This is a genomic window from Bacillus sp. es.034 (assembly GCF_002563655.1).
In the GTDB taxonomy this organism is placed as follows: domain Bacteria; phylum Bacillota; class Bacilli; order Bacillales; family Bacillaceae_B; genus Rossellomorea.
In genome coordinates this window covers 2,209,428-2,226,397 of record NZ_PDIY01000001.1, presented here as the reverse complement: position 1 = coordinate 2,226,397, position 16,970 = coordinate 2,209,428, and the positions used below count along the sequence as shown (strand labels likewise).

Annotated in this window: 15 protein-coding genes; all 15 read right to left on the bottom strand. The window is 44.9% G+C overall.

Features of this window, described 5'->3' with window-relative positions:
- Positions 1-89: 89 nt before the first annotated feature.
- The 15 genes from ATG71_RS11305 to ATG71_RS11230 all read right to left on the bottom strand — a co-directional run bounded on the left by ATG71_RS11305 (position 90) and on the right by ATG71_RS11230 (position 16,969).
- Positions 90-854 carry a glycosyltransferase family 2 protein gene (locus ATG71_RS11305; RefSeq protein WP_098439689.1) on the bottom strand — a complete coding sequence of 255 codons (765 nt, stop codon included), beginning with the start codon at positions 852-854 and terminating at the stop codon, positions 90-92.
- Complete coding sequence (locus ATG71_RS11300) at positions 847-2,307, bottom strand: alkaline phosphatase family protein (RefSeq protein ID WP_098441799.1); 1,461 nt, start codon at positions 2,305-2,307, stop codon at positions 847-849. The genes ATG71_RS11305 and ATG71_RS11300 overlap by 8 nt, the downstream gene beginning before the upstream one ends.
- A gap of 6 nt (positions 2,308-2,313) precedes the next feature.
- Positions 2,314-3,246 carry a lysylphosphatidylglycerol synthase transmembrane domain-containing protein gene (locus tag ATG71_RS11295; RefSeq protein WP_098439688.1) on the bottom strand — a complete coding sequence of 311 codons (933 nt, stop codon included), beginning with the start codon at positions 3,244-3,246 and terminating at the stop codon, positions 2,314-2,316.
- Positions 3,227-4,180 (bottom strand): NAD-dependent epimerase/dehydratase family protein, encoded by a 954-nt coding sequence (locus tag ATG71_RS11290; protein ID WP_098439687.1) that lies wholly within the window; start codon positions 4,178-4,180, stop codon positions 3,227-3,229. Before ATG71_RS11290 ends, ATG71_RS11295 begins: the two co-directional genes overlap by 20 nt.
- Positions 4,181-4,333: 153 nt before the next feature.
- Positions 4,334-5,521 carry a hypothetical protein gene (locus ATG71_RS11285; protein ID WP_098439686.1) on the bottom strand — a complete coding sequence of 396 codons (1,188 nt, stop codon included), beginning with the start codon at positions 5,519-5,521 and terminating at the stop codon, positions 4,334-4,336.
- A 219-nt stretch (positions 5,522-5,740) separates the two neighbouring features.
- Positions 5,741-6,055: a thioredoxin gene (gene trxA, locus ATG71_RS11280; RefSeq protein ID WP_034757073.1), complete on the bottom strand. Its 315-nt coding sequence runs from the start codon at positions 6,053-6,055 to the stop codon at positions 5,741-5,743.
- A 213-nt stretch (positions 6,056-6,268) separates the two neighbouring features.
- Entirely contained in the window at positions 6,269-7,249 is a 981-nt protein-coding gene (locus tag ATG71_RS11275) for an electron transfer flavoprotein subunit alpha/FixB family protein (RefSeq protein WP_098439685.1), read from the bottom strand.
- 43 nt (positions 7,250-7,292) lie between these two features.
- The gene (locus ATG71_RS11270; RefSeq protein WP_098439684.1) at positions 7,293-8,066 is read right to left on the bottom strand and encodes an electron transfer flavoprotein subunit beta/FixA family protein; all 774 of its coding nucleotides are present in this window, start codon (positions 8,064-8,066) and stop codon (positions 7,293-7,295) included.
- Positions 8,067-8,199: 133 nt separating this feature from the next.
- Positions 8,200-8,970 carry an enoyl-CoA hydratase gene (locus ATG71_RS11265; protein WP_098439683.1) on the bottom strand — a complete coding sequence of 257 codons (771 nt, stop codon included), beginning with the start codon at positions 8,968-8,970 and terminating at the stop codon, positions 8,200-8,202.
- A 21-nt stretch (positions 8,971-8,991) separates the two neighbouring features.
- A complete protein-coding gene (locus ATG71_RS11260) occupies positions 8,992-9,579 on the bottom strand; it encodes a fatty acid metabolism transcriptional regulator FadR (protein ID WP_098439682.1) in 588 nt (195 codons plus the stop codon).
- 136 nt (positions 9,580-9,715) lie between these two features.
- Positions 9,716-11,413 carry an AMP-binding protein gene (locus ATG71_RS11255; RefSeq protein ID WP_483295306.1) on the bottom strand — a complete coding sequence of 566 codons (1,698 nt, stop codon included), beginning with the start codon at positions 11,411-11,413 and terminating at the stop codon, positions 9,716-9,718.
- Between the two features lie 330 nt (positions 11,414-11,743).
- On the bottom strand, positions 11,744-12,151 hold the full coding sequence (locus ATG71_RS11245; RefSeq protein ID WP_098439680.1) for a DUF350 domain-containing protein: 408 nt from the start codon (positions 12,149-12,151) through the stop codon (positions 11,744-11,746).
- 21 nt (positions 12,152-12,172) lie between these two features.
- Complete coding sequence (locus ATG71_RS11240; protein ID WP_098439679.1) at positions 12,173-14,527, bottom strand: endonuclease MutS2; 2,355 nt, start codon at positions 14,525-14,527, stop codon at positions 12,173-12,175.
- 20 nt (positions 14,528-14,547) lie between these two features.
- Positions 14,548-16,257, bottom strand: a complete 1,710-nt coding sequence (gene polX / locus ATG71_RS11235; protein WP_098439678.1) for a DNA polymerase/3'-5' exonuclease PolX — start codon at positions 16,255-16,257, stop codon at positions 14,548-14,550.
- 172 nt (positions 16,258-16,429) lie between these two features.
- Positions 16,430-16,969, bottom strand: a complete 540-nt coding sequence (locus tag ATG71_RS11230) for a CvpA family protein (RefSeq protein ID WP_034757049.1) — start codon at positions 16,967-16,969, stop codon at positions 16,430-16,432.
- Position 16,970 lies beyond the last annotated feature (1 nt).

Sequence of the window (16,970 nt, the reverse complement as noted above, 5' to 3'; positions counted from 1 at the left end):
ATAATGATTATCATTCGTATTGTCAATAATAAAAAATAAGTACTCAAGCATAGAAGCCGGAGTACTTATTTTTTGCGAATGGTGTGGTTTTATGTAAAATGGTTCGTTCCTTCATCTGAAGGGATGTAATGGGCCTGTTCTTCCACATATACTTTCTCCACCGGTTTCTTCATCTCTTGAAAAATGGCGGGAAGAACAGATGACATATAGGACTTGAATTTGATGAAGGACCGGCCCGTCGTCCTCACATAATACAAAATCGGGATTTCCTTCACCCGAAATCCTTTACGGACTAGGTTCAGGGTTAACACTTGAGCGTAGTTGTAATCATGAATGATTTCGGCATGTTCCATGGCCTGCCTCGAGAATGCCCTCATACCTGACTGCCCGTCGTAGATCCACTTTCTTAAGAGAACGCATTGAAGAAGGGTAAAACAATAGTTCCCCAATCGGCGGTGAAGCTTCATTCCATTGATGGTACCCAAGAACCTTGAACCCATCGTATAATCCGCTTCCCCTTTAAAAATCGGCTCCAATAGCTCGGGTATTTGTTCAGGTGGGTATTCTCCATCCGCATCAATCATGACCCCGATATGAGCATGGAGATCAAAGGATGCGCGCAGTCCTTCTCGAACCGCGGCCCCGAGTCCCCGATTATTCTCAAATGTAATGATATGATCGGCACCTGCCCTTTTCGCCACTTCAACCGTTCGATCCGTAGACCCGTCATTGATGACCAATACTTCCACATCTACAGAGGGGTGGAAGGAGCGGGGCACCCGCTTAATGACATCCCCGATGGACTCTTCTTCATTATGGGCCGGCATAAATACGATGACTTTCTGTTTATTCATGTTGCTTCCAACGCTCCTTTAACGCCTCGTTGAGGACAGGTCCCCTGCTGTGACTCGGAAATGGCGCCCCTAATAAATGGGCGATGGTAGGGGCCATGGAAACGAGACTGTGTTTCTCCTGTACTTTCTCTCCCTGTTTGATCCCGGGGCCGACCATGAAGAATGGAACGTATCTTTCCCCTTCATCGAGATGACCATGTCCCCCGATTCCATCTGCCTGTCCGTGATCCGCACATATCATAAGGGTCGTGTTCTCCATCTTTCCTTCCGTTTCGAGCCACTCGACGTATTCTCTTATCAGGCGATCCGCCTCTTCAATCTTTTCGATGTATTCATCATATAAGACTCCCCTGCTGTGCCCGATTTGATCTGTACCGATCAATTGGACAATGAATAAGTCAGGGTCCTGTTCTTCCATGATGACTTTCGCTTTATTGATAATATTTCGATCTGCTTTGTCTTTATGCATCACGGCAGTCACTGTTTCGACATCTTTACCGAAGGAATCCACCAGGTGGGCAATCCCCAGCATCTTCCCTTTTTTCCCTACTTTCCGTAAAGAATCAAAGATGCTTTCCACCTTGATCCCGAGCTTCCAGACCATATTGGATTTCATGCCGTGTTCCTTAGGATACGTACCGGTGAACATGGACGAAAAGCAGACAACCGTTCTTGCAGGATAGACGGTTTCCATATTCAAATACTCGGTCCCCTGTTCCATCAATCTATCAAGATACGGCGTATTCGCTTCATAGAAGCGTTCTTTTCTCATCCCGTCGATCACGATGACAACCACTTTTTCATTTGTCAGCTCTTCATCCATCGCTTCACCGGTTGTAAAGGAGTCGTACTGCTTCGGCTTCCAGTCAAAAAGGAAATGATGCAGAATGAACGCTAAAGCGAATACAGCACCGCAAAATACGAAATAATGAGTGGCCGGTAGCAGTTCTCCGGTGGCAAGATTCGTCATCATTCCATCCCACACCGCTAACAGCAGCAGGAATTTCGGTAGCTGTTCCTGGGCATTTCCGCTCGTTGAGTCACTGTTCTTCAACACCAGTTTCCAAAATCGGGTGAAATTCAGCCAATCCGTCCCGATCCGGAGATGGTAATAAAATGTCCCCCAGAAAAAGACGGTGAAAAAGAAATAAAGACCAATCCCGAATCCCCACAGAGATAAATTGGGTGATTCAAAGAATAACAGATATCCGATGACCGGAATCCATAAATAGTTCCTCAGGAATAACGGAAAATCATAATAGAAATACAAAATAAATAGAGGTAAGGTAAACAGCAAGCTTATGAGGAACGGAAACCATTCCCCTTGCTGCAGCCCCTGTAAATGAAAGAGAGTCATGGTCCCTATTACGAAAATAGGGGTGAATGGTCTCCCTTCATTCAGCAGGTTCCAGCATCTGGCCGCCGTTTTTTCAAATTTTGATGCGCTCTTCAATTTCATTCATCCTTTCATCCTGCTCCAACGTTTCACATTTTTGAAGGAAACCGGAGATACAGCAATTACGATTCCTCCTACTATAAAGGAAAATATAAACTTTAACCCATGGCTCACGATCGCCATGGAAAGACCTATGCCAAGTGGGATACCGGCAGAAAGCAATGTATAGCTCATGACCGATTCATACGTACCAATTCCTCCAGGGGCAAATTGAAATAACTGGCCGATGATCGTCACACTGTTGACCCAAACCGCTTTCCCCATAGATAGGGGTTCAAGCATGACCATGGACACGCCGTAAAGAATGGCCCCTTCCAATATCCAGCTCAAGAATACAAGGGTGATGACCATGAGCCCCCTGCCCCCTGATAAGGCAGTTTTCAGCATACTGAGCTGCCCTGAGAGAAAGTCGGAAGCGACATACCTGAGGAGAAGTACCCCTATCAATACGGCACACCCGACCAATCCAATCGAGTATAAACCTGGCAGTTTTAGTGGCAGCGGAATAATCAGCAGGCCGATCCCTGCCAGAATCATGAGAAATAAAATATCCATCACTCGCAAAACGAATACAGAATGAAACGAACGTGCTACACTGATTTGCTTTTCACGCTGATTCATCACCATAACCCGCAGCCCGTCTCCTACCTTCAATGGAAACAGATGATTAAACAACAAGCTGTAAAACAAACCGATTAAACAGCTTGATAATCGCACATGTTCATTCAGGTAGATTTTCCACGCCATCCCTTTCAGTAAAAAGGATAAAAAATAGATTCCCAAAACACTGAGCAGGATAAATGGATGCTTTAGCATCTGCCCGATGGCTTCCATCATAAACTCTTTGTCAAAATAGAAGCCGACCAGGATGAAGAAAAGACCCATTAATACGAATCTAACAGCATTCTTTGCGAACTTATAGAACGTTTTGTTCATGTTTTTTCATCCATTGAACCGTTCTTTTTATTCCTTCTTCAAAGGAGACGGAAGGAGAATAGCCAAGGGTTTCTTTTGCCTTCCTACTATCTGCACAGGTAGATGTCACATCCCCTACTCTTCTATCCGTGACGCGAAGATTAAGGGAAGGGAAGTGTGTTCTCAGTTCATTTACCAATCTCTCCATTGAAATCGGCGAACCATTCCCGAGGTTAAACGTTCCCGACTCTTCACTTCTGATTGCCTTGTATGTACCATCCACAATATCATCTATGTACGTATAGTCCCTCTTATTCTCCAGTCCATATATCGGAATTTCCCCACCATCCATGAGCTTTTTGATGAAAGAATAGATCGCCATGTCGGGTCTGCCCCATGGCCCATAGACCGTAAAGAAACGAAGGATCGTCAAGTCCATTCCATAAATGGACGCATAGGCTTTACAGAACGATTCGGCACTGTACTTTGCAGCGGCATAAGGAGATACTACCTCACCCGTTGCGTCATCTTCTTTAGATGGCTTGTGATCGGTATTTCCATAGACGGAGGAAGAAGAAGCGAAGACAAATTTACGGATGCCGCTCTCCCCCGCCATCCGCAGCGTGTTGATCGTCGCTTTGATGTCATAATCGACATATTCATTCGGGACACGCAAGGAATGGGAAACGCCTGGAATCGCCGCCAGATGGACGACACAATCGGCTTTAAAATCATGGAATACTTCTTGTAATTCCTGTTCATCCAGTAGTAAATCCTTTTGGACGAAGCGAAATGAACCCATTTCCCTCACAAAGGACAACTGCCTCTTTTTTCTTTCAGGTGAATAATAGGGATGAAAGCTGTCTACGATCAACAGCTCGTGTTTCTCTTCAATGAGCTTTCTGGATAGATGGGATCCGATGAACCCGGCCCCTCCTGTAACAATAATCTTCAATTCCTTACACCTCGTACATTACGATTTAATCATTTCTATATTGTACCTCACATAAGTGAGAAAGTGAAAAAGGGTTGACCCCAATGTGCAAAAAGCACCATCCCCCAAGCAGAACTTGAAGGATGGACTTTACGCACGGGTCAACCCAATAAACTATAGATTCGCTTTCGCCACCACATCATTCAATACGTTTTGAATGTTCGTTCTGAGCGTTTCTGCTTTCTCTTTATCCTGTGACTTAACAGCTTCTAAGTAGCTTTGAGCATCGCTTGAGAGAGATTGATATTCTTCTTCACCCATAAGACTCTTCAGGTCTGATGAGATAAGATCAATGAACAGTGCACCTTCCAAGGCTGTGATGGCTGCCTTGTCTTCGCCCCAGTTCTCTCCACTTTCCTCATATTCGTGTATGGCGATTTTAGAGAAACCGCGAACAAATGCATGGTTCACTGCTTCAGGGTCGATGGATGTCACATCTGTTTGCAGATCAAATTGTGTGTTGATCATTTCTGCTTCTTCCGGGGCATTCCCTGATAGATAGCTATCAAGAGATTGGTAGAAAGCCCAACCTTCTGCTTGCTCGGCTTTTGCAGCTTCGGGATTTTCCTTCGCTTCTTCAGACGCCTTCATGGCATAGCCGTTCGGAAGGGCACCTGCAGCAAGATAAAATGTCTTCATGAGCGTCTTATCCACGACTTGTTTCCCTAATTGGAAGCCGAGCTCATTATCCTCTTCAACCGCCTTCTCCATTTCACTGAATCCACCATTTATCGCATCAATCATTTTCGTGTCATAAGCTTGGTCACGCTTTTGAACTGTCGGCTCTAAAATGGCATAGAATTCTTTTGCTTCTTCTATTTCCTCGTTCACTTCTTCTTTATTTCCCCAGTTTTCCGCTACTTCCGTAAATTCATGCTTTATCGATGTATAAAATACTTTTTGCATTAATTTATCAAATATCTGTGCTACCACGACTTGATCAAGGGAACCATCCTTACCTGCTTCAAGAGCTGTGGAAATATGTTCATCCACTTTCCCTTCCGTTTCCTGATCACGTTTTTGCACAAGCTCCTGTAAGTCTTCCTTATAAATGGACGTCACTTTATCATAATCGACTTCTTTGTCTTCTTTCGCTTTTGAAAGTTCAGCCTTTGCTTCTTCAAATGAGGCAGAGAAATCAATGTCTGCTTGTTCCGCTTCATCTTCTTTTTTAACCTGTTTTGAATCGTTTGAAGCAGACGATTTGTCTTCACTGGTCTTCTCATCTGTTCCACAACCCGACAAAACAGAACCTGTTAATAAGAATGCTGCAAAAATCTTCGTTAAATCTCTCTTTCTCATATGTATAAACCTCCGACTTAATTGATAATGATTTTCAATTCCATTTAAATTATATCGAGAACGATTCTCATAGTCAACGAGTTTTTTGAAAGTTTTAATGATGGTGAAGAATTTAGGGGTGGTCATTGCAATAAATTGGGGGTTTGGTGTGGTACTTTTATGTTAGGCATACAAAAAAACCGGAGCTGAACTTCAGCCCCGGTCTTTCATCACCATTTCTTACACGTGTTTGTTTAATAGTTCAGCAAGTGCTTCCTTAGGTTGGAAACCGATTACTTTGTCAACCACTTCGCCGTCTTTAAGGACAACTAAAGTCGGGATACTCATAACCCCGTATTTACCTGCTGTTTCCTGGTTTTCATCAACGTCGACTTTGACGATCTTCACTTTGTCGCCCATTTCGCTATCAAGCTCTTCCAGTACGGGAGCGATCATTTTACAAGGTCCACACCAAGGAGCCCAGAAATCTGCAAGTACCAGTCCAGAGTTTGTATCAGTTGTGAATGATTGATCAGTAGCATGTGTAATAGCCATATATATTTGCCTCCTAAAATCTTTTAATGTAACGTAAGTATATCACCGTTTTTTTATGGATGCTATCTTTCTGCTCGTAGGTAATATTCCCGTTTGAATAGGGAATATACCCCGGGAGAAAAAACAAGGCGCAGCCCGTGATTCAGCTACGTCCTTATTTGTATTCATATTATTCTATTACCCCTTAATCGTTCCTGTAAACGTATGAAGGGATTAAGAAGAAGATACTTTTAATTTCTTGAATTCTTCCGTCAGCATCGGTACCACTTCGAACAGGTCTCCAACGATTCCGTAATCCGCTACGTTAAAGATATTCGCTTCAGGATCTTTATTGATCGCCACGATGACCTTGGAGTTGGACATACCTGCTAAATGCTGGATAGCTCCTGAAATACCACATGCAATATACAGATCAGGCGTTACGACTTTACCTGTTTGACCAATTTGCAATGAGTAGTCGCAGTAGTCAGCGTCACATGCTCCACGGGAAGCTCCGACAGCTCCGCCAAGGACGTCGGCAAGTTCCTTGAGTGGATTGAATCCATCTTCACTCTTCACTCCGCGTCCGCCGGCGATGATGACTTTCGCTTCAGATAGATCCACCCCTTCGCTCGCTTTGCGGACGACTTCTTTAATGATGGTACGCAGATCTTTAATATCGACAGAAAGGGATGTAACCTCTCCTGTACGTGACTCATCCTTCGCCAAAGGCTCGATGTTGTTAGGACGGATCGTCGCGAAGATCACTCCGTCAGTCACGATTTTCTTTTCAAATGCTTTCCCTGAGTAGATCGGTCTTGTGAAGACGAGGTTACCGCCTGCTTCTTCAAGATCCGTTGCATCGGAAATCAATCCTGTGCTGAGCTTGCTTGCCACTTTAGGAGACAGGTCTTTTCCAAGTGCCGTATGACCGAAGATGATTCCCTCAGGCTTCTCTTCATCGATGACTGACAGGATGGCCTGTGAATAGCCATCTGACGTATATTGTTCCAGCTTATCATCTTCCACAACCACTACTTTATCGGCACCATACTGGATCATTTCATCGCCTAAAGCGCTTACACTTTTGCCGATTAAAACGCCGACAACTTCTCCGCCTTCCGATACTGTCTTACCTGCCGCAATCGCTTCAAAGGAAACATTACGTAATGATCCGTCCCGAACTTCTCCAAGTACTAATACTTTTCTCGCCATGTTAAAATACCCCCTGAATGTTAGTTATTTCTGTGACTCTCGCTTATATAACTTTCGCTTCATTGCGAAGAAGGGAAACAAGCTCTGATACTTGAGCGTCCAATTCGCCTTCTAATACTTTACCGGCTTCCTTCTTCGGTGGAAGGTAGATTTCAATTGTCTTGGTCTTCGCTTCTACATCACCTTCGTCTAAATCGATATCGTCCAATTCCACTTCATCCAAAGGCTTCTTCTTTGCCTTCATGATTCCTGGAAGGGATGGGTAACGAGGTTCGTTCAATCCTTGTTGAGCCGTCACTAATAGTGGAAGAGACGTTTCGATGACCTCTGAATCCCCTTCAACGTCACGCGTGACCGTTACCGTTTCACCATCGATTTCCAATTTCGTGATCGTCGTTACATAAGGAATATCAAGCTGTTCTGCCACACGTGGCCCGACTTGTCCAGATCCACCGTCGATGGCTACATTACCTGCAAGAATCAAATCTACTTCCTGCTCTTTTAAATAGTGAGCAAGGATCTTGGCTGTTGTGAATTGATCTCCATGATCAAGATCATCCTCTGTATTGATAAGGACTGCTTTATCAGCACCCATTGCTAAAGCCGTTCTCAATTGCTTTTCGCTTTCTTCCCCGCCGACAGTTACCACTGTCACTTCGCCGCCATGCGCATCACGGACTTGGATTGCTTCTTCGACTGCATATTCATCGTAAGGATTTATGATAAATTCAGCTCCGTCTTCGGCAATTTGACCGTTTTGGATCGAAATTTTCTCCTCAGTATCAAACGTTCTTTTCAAAAGTACATAGATGTTCATTCGTAAGTCCCTCCTAATAATGTAAACATTCTTTCCCTTAAAAAGATTTCGACAATTTAGCCCCTTTGAATGGGCAGCATCGATATTCAACACTGCCCTTCAATAAGAGTTTACTATATTACTAGAATGTATTCTAGCCTTTAAAGTGTGGTTCTCTCTTTTCAACGAACGCCGAAATACCTTCTTTGGCATCCGCGGACACAAATACTTCACCAAACAGATCCGATTCTCTCATAACACCTTCATAGAACCGGTCGTCTTTTGTATAACTTAATAGTTCAATGGCAGCCTTCATGGCTCCCGGGCTCTTCTTCGCAATCTTATCGGCCATTTCTTTCGCCTTATCGAAAAGCTCGTCTTCAGGATATGCCTTATTGGCAAGCCCCCATTGAACGGCTTCGGTTCCGCTGATCGGCTCACTCGTCAACAGCATTTCAGCTGCTTTCGCCCGTCCAACAAGCTTCGGAAGGCGCTGGGAACCTGCAAATCCGGGAACCAGCCCGAGTTGAAGCTCCGGTAAGCCCAGTTTGGCATTTTCACTCACCAAACGGATGTGACAACCCATTGCAAGTTCCAATCCACCGCCTAAAGCGGCTCCATGAATGGCTGCAATGATCGGTTTCGGGAAATTCTCCATACGTTCAAAGACGTCCTGGCCTTTTTTCGCGAGCTTGGAGAATTCTTCGCCACTTTCGATCGTCGTGAATTCCTTGATATCGGCACCAGCCGAGAAGAAGCGTCCCTCACCTTTCAGTAAGATCACCCGGACATCCGAATTGGTTTCAAGTTCATCAAGAACCGCGTCGATTTCCTTGATGAGTCCACTTGCGAGTGCATTTGCGGGAGGTCTTTGAATCAGGACGGTTGCAACCTGTCCCTCTAAGACCCATGATAAACTTTCCATCTCTAATCCCCCTAAACTAGTTTAATTCCTGCCTCCGCATCCATGAAGCAATAGCTTATGAATAGCAGGGACTTGTTCGACTAAGTCGTATTTCTGATCGTTCATTACCCATGTTGTCGCCATTTCATCCAGTGTACCAAAGATCATTTGGCGGGCGAGGCGAACATTCAGATCACTTGAGAACTCGCCTGATTCGATCCCGCTGATCAGGATCTTATCGACCAGTTCCAGATAGCCCTTTAACACATCATTGATCTTCAATCGGATATCTTTATTCGACTGTCTAAGCTCCAATTGTGTGACGATGGCGAGATGATGATCATCCGACAGTATCCTACAATGATTTTCAATCATCACTAATAATTTCTCTGAAACTGTCTGTTTTCCTGCAATAACTTCTTCAATTTTTTCGACAAAGAGAACCATTTTTTCTTTAAACAACGAAATCAGGATATCTTCTTTGTTTTTAAAATAAAGATAGATGGTTCCGTCAGCCACCCCTGCCTGTTTGGCAATCTTTGACACCTGTGCCTGATGGTACCCATTTTCCGCTATTACAATAACAGCAGCATCGATTATTTGCATGTATTTTGGTTTATTTCGTTTCATAAGTTTAGACCTGCCTTAACAAAATATGAATGACCATTCATTCATATTTCAATAATAAAAGGTTTCTCATTGATTGTCAAGAAGGGATCCTTGTCCCACTTCCAATCAAAAAGAAAAAGCTCAAGTGGGTGACGGCCTAACTTGTTTTCTGTTCATCCTCGATCTTTTTCCGCTCCTCATCCACGAGGGCCCTTCTGAGGATTTTCCCGACAGCTGTTTTAGGCAATTCCTTCCTGAATTCATAAATCCTCGGCACTTTATAGGCAGCCAGGTATTTACGGGAATATTCATTCAGTTCCTCTTCGGTCAGGGATTCTCCTTCTTTCAAGACAACGTATGCCTTGACGGTTTCCCCTCTATACGGATCAGGCACCCCTGCTGCGACAACTTCCTGAATAGCTGGATGTTCGTAGAGGACTTCTTCAATTTCCCGGGGATAGATATTAAAGCCGCCGGCAATGATCATATCCTTCTTACGATCCACTACATAAAAATAGCCCTTTTCATCCATATAGCCTATATCTCCCGTCAACAGCCATCCGTCCTTTAACGTTTGTTCCGTTTCCTCAGGCCGGTTCCAGTATCCTTTCATCACCTGTGGACCCTTGACGACGATTTCACCCATCTCATTCGGCGGCAGGGGTTCTCCCGTTTCCATTGAGAAGACGGCACTGTCCGTACCCGGCCATGGCACACCGATGCTTCCCTTTATCCTCGCTTTATCCCAAAGGAAATTGGAATGAGTGACGGGGGATGATTCGGTCAATCCGTATCCTTCGACGAGCTTTCCGCCTGTGACTTCCTCGAATTGCTGCTGCACCTCAACCGGTAATGGCGCACTTCCACTGAGACATGAATCGATGGATGATAAGTCATATTTCTTTAAATCCGGGTGATTCAAGAGTCCGATATAGATCGTCGGCGCTCCTGGAAACAGGGTGGGCTTCAGTTTCTGTATCGTCTTCAATGTTGTTTCTGCATCAAATTTAGGAAGCAGGATCATCTTATATCCCTGCATGACGGAGAGAATCAGCACGGCAGTCATGCCATACACATGAAAGAATGGCAGGATCCCGAGCATTCTTTCTTCCCCTTTTGTACACTTATACAGCCAGGCATCGCACATGGAGGCATTGGCTACCAGATTCTTATGGGTCAGCATGACGCCTTTAGGAAAACCTGTCGTACCGCCTGTGTATTGAAGCAGGGCCAGATCATTTTCAAAATCAAATTCTTCCTGGGGTATCGCTTCAGCTACCGACGTTTTCATGATTTCCGTGAATAAATGATTCTGACCTCTATGGTCCACCTTCACGACGATACCATATTGTTTCTTCTGGATGAATGGGTAAATGAGATTCTTAGGGAAAGGAAGATAATCTTTGATAGCGGTTACAATGATGTGCTCAAGGTCGGTGTTTTTCATCACTTTTGATACTCTTGGATACAGAATGTCCAATGTCAGGATCACCTTGGCTCCGGAGTCTTTCATTTGATATTCGATTTCCCTTTCCATATATAATGGATTGGTTTGTACCACCACTCCGCCTGCATAAAGGATGCCGTAATAGGCGATGACGGATTGAGGGGTATTGGGAAGCATAATCGCCACCCGATCGCCTTTATTGATCCCGAGTGTCTTAAGATAGCCGGCGAATTTGAGAGCCGATTCGAATAGTTCCTTGTATCCAATCTCCCTGCCCATGAAATGAATCGCTTCTTTATCTCCATACAGAGAAGCGGCTTCGGTCAAATAGGACTGCAAAGGTTTTTCAACAAGGTTGAGTTCCTTTGGTATTTCTGCCGGGTATTCAGCAAGCCATGGCTGGTTCATGGTAATCCCTCCTTCTGAATAGTTAGAAAATTTATTCTATTCATTATTATAATATAAGGGGACTTCAGTTACAATTTGAAATAAGTGCCGACCATACTTTCTTCCTATCCATGAAGCTTGACCTTTCTTACAGAACTTTTTTCAAAAGAAAAAAGACTGCCTATTCAACCATATGACAGTCTGTTTGTACAATATTATTATTTTGGGATTACGTTTTCCCCCTGAGTGTCCCCAGTCAAGTAAAGAACAGCATATAGATGATGCCGACGACTATAAAGCCGCCGCACAGGGTGAGCAGAACTTTCGCCAATGTTTCCATATTCCCTCTCCTTACGATATACCGGCTCCTATGACATAGGATAATCCGACTGAAATGACCAGTGAAATGAAGCCTACCGCCCGGTTATCATTTTCAATTTCCTCATCGATCCTGAATTTCGGTGTCAGGAATTCATAAATGAAATACCCGATCAACAGCAGGAAAAAGCCAAACACACCCCAACCAATCGTCGTGAGGATGGTATCGTTATGACTGATGGAATGACGGAAAATATTCGCAATCCCGAATATTTTCCCTCCCGTTGCCATGGCCACGGCCATATTTCCTTTTTTGATTTCTTCCCAGTTCCGATACTTTGTCACCAGTTCAAAGATCGCTAAGAACAACACCAGACAAAGTATGACCACACTGTAATTCCCCGCTGTCTGAACAAATTCATTTTCCCAAAAGTTCTCCATCGTAAAGCTCCCTTTACCTTGTTATTTAAATTGAACGACCGTTACGCCCGTTCCACCTTCGCCTGCATCCCCGAAACGGATGCTCTTGACCGACCGGTGATTCTTCAAGTACTCCTGTACTCCCTGTCTTAAAGCCCCCGTCCCTTTTCCGTGGATGATGGAAACGCGTGGGTAGCCTGCAAGCAGCGCGTCATCAATGTACTTCTCAACCCTCGATAGGGCATTTTCAAAACGCTCTCCCCGCAAGTCAAGTTCAAGGCTGACATGAAAATCTTTCCCTTTCACCGTGGCGAGGGGTTTCGTTTCGACCTTTTGTTGGGATTGAATGAATTCAAGATCCGATTCCTTCACTTTCATCTTCATGATGCCCATCTGGACCTGCCATTCCTTCGCCGATACCCGCTCGACCAAATGACCCTTTTGATCGAAGGTGAGTACTTTGACTTCGTCCCCGGCCTTCAATTCATGCTGGGATCCAGCCGCTTTCTTCTTTTGACCCGTTTTCAGCTTAGGAGTTGCATCTTCAAGCTGCTTTTTCGCCTGGATCAATTCATGCTCTTTGATCTGGGCTGATTTTTCCTGCTGCATTTTCCTGAGATCCTTGATGACCTGCTCAGCTTCCGCCTTCGCTTTTTCAACAACCTCACTGGCTTTTTGCTGTGCCTTTTCGTAAAGGGTATCCTTCTTCTCGTAATACTCCATCATTTGCTTCTGCATGTCTTTATGCATCTTCTCAGCCTGTCTCAACAGCTCATGGGCTTCCTCGAGCTCCCGTTCACCCTGGCGTCTGTTGTCTTCAAGTGAAGCGATCATATTCTCGACTTCTTTGCTATCGGTACCGATATGGGACTTCGCCCGTTGGATGACACCATCTGACAATCCAAGACGTTTGGAAATGTCAAAGGCATTACTTCTTCCAGGTACCCCAAGCAATAGCTTATACGTAGGACTTAATGTCTCTACATTAAATTCCACACTGGCATTCACGACTCCTTCACGATTGTACCCATACGCCTTCAACTCGGGATAATGAGTGGTCGCTATGACCCTCGCCCCAGTTCCATGGACTTCATCAAGGATGGAAATCGCCAATGCCGCCCCTTCCTGAGGATCCGTACCGGCACCAAGCTCATCGAACAGCACTAGACTCTCATGATCGACCTTTTTCAGGATGTCGACAATGTTCACCATATGGGAGGAGAAGGTACTCAAGCTTTGTTCAATCGATTGCTCATCCCCTATGTCAGCGTAAATCGTGCGGAATACACCAACTTCGGAACCATCAAGTGCCGGGATCGGAAGACCGGCCTGTGCCATCAAGCTTGTTAAACCCAGTGTTTTCAACGTGACGGTTTTACCCCCAGTATTCGGACCGGTGATGACGATGGAAGAAAATTCATTCCCGAGTTCGATATCATTCGCCACTGCCTCATCGATGGGCAAGAGGGGATGACGTGCTTTATTCAGCTTCACCCGGCGTTCATTATTGATCGTCGGCTTTGACCCTTTGATCGATCGCCCGAATTTCGCTTTTGTAAACATGAAATCCACGTCTGACAGGACGTTGACAATCAGAAGCAGTTCTTCTCCCGATTCCTGTACACTTTCAGACAGCTCCTGGAGAATCTTTTCGATTTCCGTCTGCTCTTTCAACCGGAGCTCACGCAGCTGATTATTCAGCTGTACAATTGCTTCAGGCTCGATGAATAACGTCTGTCCCGAAGAAGATTGGTCATGGATGATCCCGCCATATTGACCCCTGTACTCCTGTTTGACCGGGATGACGTACCGATCATTCCGGATGGTGATGATCGCATCGGATAACATTTTCTGTGCGTTGGACGAACGGATCATCCGCTCAAGCTTCTCCCGGATCCGCCCTTCGTTGGCACGGAGCTGCGTGCGGATTGTACGGAGCGCTTCACTCGCTGTGTCCAGTATTTCACCGTTGTCATCCACCACTTTACGTATATCCTGCTCTAAATGAGGAAGCGGGATGACAGTTCCCATCTTACCTTGTAAAAGGGGAATATCCACTTCTTCCTCCAAGAGCTCCTCTACAAAAAGGGTCAGCTTCCGACTAGCCCGGATCGTACTTGCCACCTGGACGAATTCAGACGGCGAAAGCATACCGCCGATTTGGGCACGCTTCACGTGAGGGCGTATATCAAAAATCCCGCCAAGCGGAGCATGACCTTTCAATCTGAGAATCGTCATGGCTTCATCCGTCTCTTCATGAAGAGCGGTGATTTCTTCATAATCGACCGACGGCATGAGGGAGGAAACCCTTCCATGACCAAGGGCAGATGCAGCAAATTGCTTTAATAATTCTTTGATTTTATCAAACTCCAACGTTTTTAATACTTTAGAATTCACGAGATGTATTCCACCTTTTATCAGTTTCGCTTAATGTATTGTATGAACTTATTTTTATCCCATGTATTGATGACCGTATCTTTCTTGATCCACCCTTTACGTGCCGTACCGACACCCACTTCCATAAACTCCAGGTGATCGATACTGTGGGCGTCCGTGTTGATGACGAGCTTCACACCCTGCTCCTGTGCTTTTCGGATGTTTTCAGCAGACAGATCCAGACGATTCGGATTGGCATTCAGTTCAAGGGCCGTACCGGTTTCTTTCGCCAATTGGATAAGAAGGTCCATATCGACGTCATACCCTTCCCGCCTGCCGATGATCCTGCCCGTAGGATGGGCGATGATATCCACATGGGCACTTTCCAATGCCGTCTTCAGTCTCTCCATGATTTTTTCACGGGGCTGGGAGAAGCTTGAATGAATGGAAGCAATGACGAGATCTACTCTCTTCAATAGGTCATCATCATAGTCCAGGGTACCGTCAGGAAGAATATCCATCTCGATCCCTGAGAGGATTTCGATATCATCATACTTCTTATTCAGTTCCTTTATTTCATTGATCTGCTTCACCAACCGTTCGGGAGTAAGGCCGTTCGCGACCCGTAAATACTGGGAATGGTCTGTGATCGCCATATATTGATACCCCTTGGCACGGCAAGCCTCCACCATCTCTTCAATGGAATAGGCACCGTCGGACCATGTGGAGTGCATGTGAAGATCGCCCTTTATATCCTTCAAGGTGAGGAGGGAATAATCCCCCTTGAACTCCTCCACTTCTTTTCCATCTTCCCTGAGCTCGGGCGGGATCCACGGAAGGTCGAAGTGATGATAAAATGCTTCTTCGGAATCGAAGGTCTTCACTTCACCCGTTTCACTGTTCTCCACGCCATATTCACTGATCTTCTCTCCGCGTTCTTTGGCAAGCTGGCGCATACGGACGTTATGATCCTTCGATCCCGTGAAATGATGCAGGGTTGTGGCAAATTCTTCAGGCTTCACGATGCGAAAATCGATGCTCACATCCCAATGGTACTGGAGGGTCAATGATACCTTCGTGTCCCCGGCTGCAATCGTCTCAACGATATTCGGCAACTTCAGAAGCCCTTCCTTCACCTTTTCCGGGTGCTCTGTGGAGATGATGAAATCCAGGTCTTTAATGGTTTCTCTCATCCTACGTAAGCTTCCCGCTCTCGAATACGTTCCGATACTGTCTATTTCAGAAAGATAGCCTTCTATTTCCTCCGCGATGCCCATCATAAAGCCAATAGGAAGCCGGTCCGGTCTTTTCCCAACCTGTTCAATGGAAGCAAGGATCTTTTCTTCGGTCTTTTTTCCGAAGCCTGCAAGTGCCTGTACTCTATTCTCTTTACACGCTTCTTCCAGGTCCTCTATACTTTCGACCCCAAGCTCACTGTACAGCTTCGCGATTTTCTTCCCTCCAAGACCCGGCAATTGCAAAAGAGGGATTAACCCCTTCGGCACTTCTTCCTTCAGCCCTTCAAGAACAGAAGATGTTCCTTCATTTATGTACTCTTCAATAACGGAGGCCGTCCCTTTGCCGATCCCAGAGAGCTTCGTGAAGTCGCTGATTTCCTGGAGGCTCCGGTCATCATTTTCAAGGGCCGATGCCGCTTTTCGGTAGGCTGATGTTTTAAACGAATTCTCGCCTTTCAATTCCATATATATCGCAATGTTTTCTAATAATTTTATAATATCTTTTTTATTCAAGGGATTCACCTACAATCATAGAATTATCCACGTTCCTTTAGAAATACAGAACGTCTCCAATTATATAGTAGCAAAAATGGCAGAAAAAGAAAAAAGACTGACTTATAAGATGAACAAATCGTTAATGGCTTCCCTAACGAGTTTAAGTTGCATACTTATAGTCAGCCCTTTTTCAGGCTACATATTCAATCCACCAGGATTTCACCATATCGGAGAAAACAGGAGTATGTTTCACCATCGCTTGAGCAATGAATGAGTTATTGATGAATGTCTGAACCGACTCGATCGGCAATAATACCGCAATATATAAAAGAATGAATATCATTAAATAGGATTCAACAAAACCGAGTATCCCGCCGCCAAGAACATTCAGCTGCTTCAATAGTGGAAGATGGGCGACAAAGTCAAGCATCGATCCAATGATTTGAAGAATGATGCGCACTGCGAAGAAAATCATTGCAAACGCGATTACACGGTAATATGCCTGATCCAGATGGGTCGATTCAAAAATCATATTCAACGTGGATTGCTCGTCCAATACAGGATAAGGAATCCATAAAGTTAATTTAGGTGCAAGCTGATCATAGTATATGTATGCTACAATGAAAGAAACGATAAATCCGAAAATGTGGATGACCTGCAGGATGAATCCACGTTTTAAACCTATTAAAAACCCTATCACCAGGATGACCAACAACGCTAAGTCCAACATC

What these genes read in the sequence shown, in the direction of transcription:
- ATG71_RS11285 (WP_098439686.1), bottom strand. Translation starts at nt 5,521, where the DNA reads ATGAGAAAGAGAGATTTAACGAAGATTTTTGCAGCATTCTTATTAACA.
- ATG71_RS11305 (WP_098439689.1), bottom strand. Translation starts at nt 854, where the DNA reads ATGAATAAACAGAAAGTCATCGTATTTATGCCGGCCCATAATGAAGAA.
- ATG71_RS11275 (WP_098439685.1), bottom strand. Translation starts at nt 7,249, where the DNA reads ATGGCGAGAAAAGTATTAGTACTTGGAGAAGTTCGGGACGGATCATTA.
- ATG71_RS11270 (WP_098439684.1), bottom strand. Translation starts at nt 8,066, where the DNA reads ATGAACATCTATGTACTTTTGAAAAGAACGTTTGATACTGAGGAGAAA.
- trxA (WP_034757073.1), bottom strand. Translation starts at nt 6,055, where the DNA reads ATGGCTATTACACATGCTACTGATCAATCATTCACAACTGATACAAAC.
- ATG71_RS11265 (WP_098439683.1), bottom strand. Translation starts at nt 8,970, where the DNA reads ATGGAAAGTTTATCATGGGTCTTAGAGGGACAGGTTGCAACCGTCCTG.
- ATG71_RS11260 (WP_098439682.1), bottom strand. Translation starts at nt 9,579, where the DNA reads ATGAAACGAAATAAACCAAAATACATGCAAATAATCGATGCTGCTGTT.
- ATG71_RS11255 (WP_483295306.1), bottom strand. Translation starts at nt 11,413, where the DNA reads ATGAACCAGCCATGGCTTGCTGAATACCCGGCAGAAATACCAAAGGAA.
- ATG71_RS11230 (WP_034757049.1), bottom strand. Translation starts at nt 16,969, where the DNA reads ATGTTGGACTTAGCGTTGTTGGTCATCCTGGTGATAGGGTTTTTAATA.
- ATG71_RS11295 (WP_098439688.1), bottom strand. Translation starts at nt 3,246, where the DNA reads ATGAACAAAACGTTCTATAAGTTCGCAAAGAATGCTGTTAGATTCGTA.
- ATG71_RS11245 (WP_098439680.1), bottom strand. Translation starts at nt 12,151, where the DNA reads ATGGAGAACTTTTGGGAAAATGAATTTGTTCAGACAGCGGGGAATTAC.